This window comes from Mesorhizobium sp. M2A.F.Ca.ET.037.01.1.1, assembly GCF_003998075.1.
Taxonomy (GTDB): domain Bacteria; phylum Pseudomonadota; class Alphaproteobacteria; order Rhizobiales; family Rhizobiaceae; genus Mesorhizobium.
Genome location: NZ_RZSA01001463.1, coordinates 1 through 1,094, shown reverse-complemented (window position 1 = coordinate 1,094; position 1,094 = coordinate 1). Strand labels below are relative to the sequence as shown.

Here is a 1,094-nt window from a genome sequence, read left to right as displayed (position 1 = left end):
GGGGAGAGGTGGCTCGGGCGAAGCCCGAGACGGAGAGGGGGCCGTCATAGAGCGCTGTCTCCCGTCTTCCTGGCTGCAAAAACAAACCTAAGGTCGGCAGCAACGACGTCTTTAGCAAGCTGCCCTTCCAGCGCTGCGAGGATCGTCTCGCAAACACTCCTCGTGTTCTTCAGCACATCAAAATTCCAAAACCGCAAAACCGAGAAGCCCTCGCCCCGCATGAATTCATCCCGCCGCCTGTCGTACGAACTGTCCGCGTGCTGGCTGCCGTCCAGTTCCACGACCAGCTTTTGGCTCCTGCAGGCAAAATCCGCGAAGTATGGACCGATGGGCATCTGGCGAACGAATTTGTAATCCGCCCAGCCTTCTTGCCTTTAGCTCGTTCCAGAGGGTCGCTTCCGCCTGATTGTCCCCATGGCGAAGCTCGCGCGCACGAGCGATGTTTTCGGGCGAGCGGCGGCTTGGCTGAGAGGGCGTCCCCCCTCTCCGTCTCGGGCTTCGCCCGAGCCACCTCTCCCCCGCTTTGCGGGGGCGAGGAACTTTGATCCTCAGCCCCCATCAAAACCTCGGAATATCCGGAAAAGCCACCTGCCCGCGATGCACATGCATCCTTCCCAGCTCCGCGCAGCGGCGCAGCTGCGGAAACACTTTTCCTGGATTGAGCAGGTGGTTGGGATCGAAGGCGCATTTGACGCGCATTTGCTGGTCGAGGTCGATTTGGTTGAACATTTCCGGCATCAGGTCGCGCTTCTCGACGCCGACGCCGTGCTCGCCGGTCAAGACGCCGCCGACCTCGACGCAAAGCCGCAAAATGTCGGCGCCGAAGCTTTCGGCCTTGTCGAGCTCGCCCGCCACATTGGCGTCGTAGAGGATCAGCGGGTGCAGATTGCCGTCGCCGGCGTGGAAGACATTGGCGACGCCGAGGCCATATTTCTCGGAGAGATCACGCATGCCGGCGAGCACGCGCGGCAGTTCCTTGCGCGGGATAGTGCCGTCCATGCAGTAATAGTCGGGCGAGATGCGGCCGACCGCCGGGAAAGCCGCCTTGCGGCCGGCCCAGAAGCTCAGCCGCTCCTGCTCGGACTGCGAGATGC

The 1,094-nt window shown here is 62.3% G+C and carries 3 protein-coding genes; all 3 read right to left on the bottom strand.

Annotation, left to right across the window (positions count from 1 at the left end):
• Window positions 1–44 precede the first annotated feature (44 nt).
• The gene (locus EOA27_RS37600) at window positions 45–335 is read right to left on the bottom strand and encodes a DUF559 domain-containing protein (protein ID WP_348526974.1); all 291 of its coding nucleotides are present in this window, start codon (window positions 333–335) and stop codon (window positions 45–47) included.
• Window positions 226–546, bottom strand: coding sequence for a DUF559 domain-containing protein (locus tag EOA27_RS43250; RefSeq protein ID WP_348639890.1), 321 nt, complete (start codon window positions 544–546; stop codon window positions 226–228). The genes EOA27_RS37600 and EOA27_RS43250 overlap by 110 nt, the downstream gene beginning before the upstream one ends.
• 12 nt (window positions 547–558) lie before the next feature.
• Window positions 559–1,094, bottom strand: a 536-nt coding sequence (locus EOA27_RS37595) for an FAD-linked oxidase C-terminal domain-containing protein (RefSeq protein ID WP_281059524.1), incomplete at its 5' end; no start/stop codon positions are given.

Coding starts and splice junctions, on each gene's coding strand:
- EOA27_RS37600 (WP_348526974.1), bottom strand. CDS start 335: ATGCCCATCGGTCCATACTTCGCGGATTTTGCCTGCAGGAGCCAAAAG.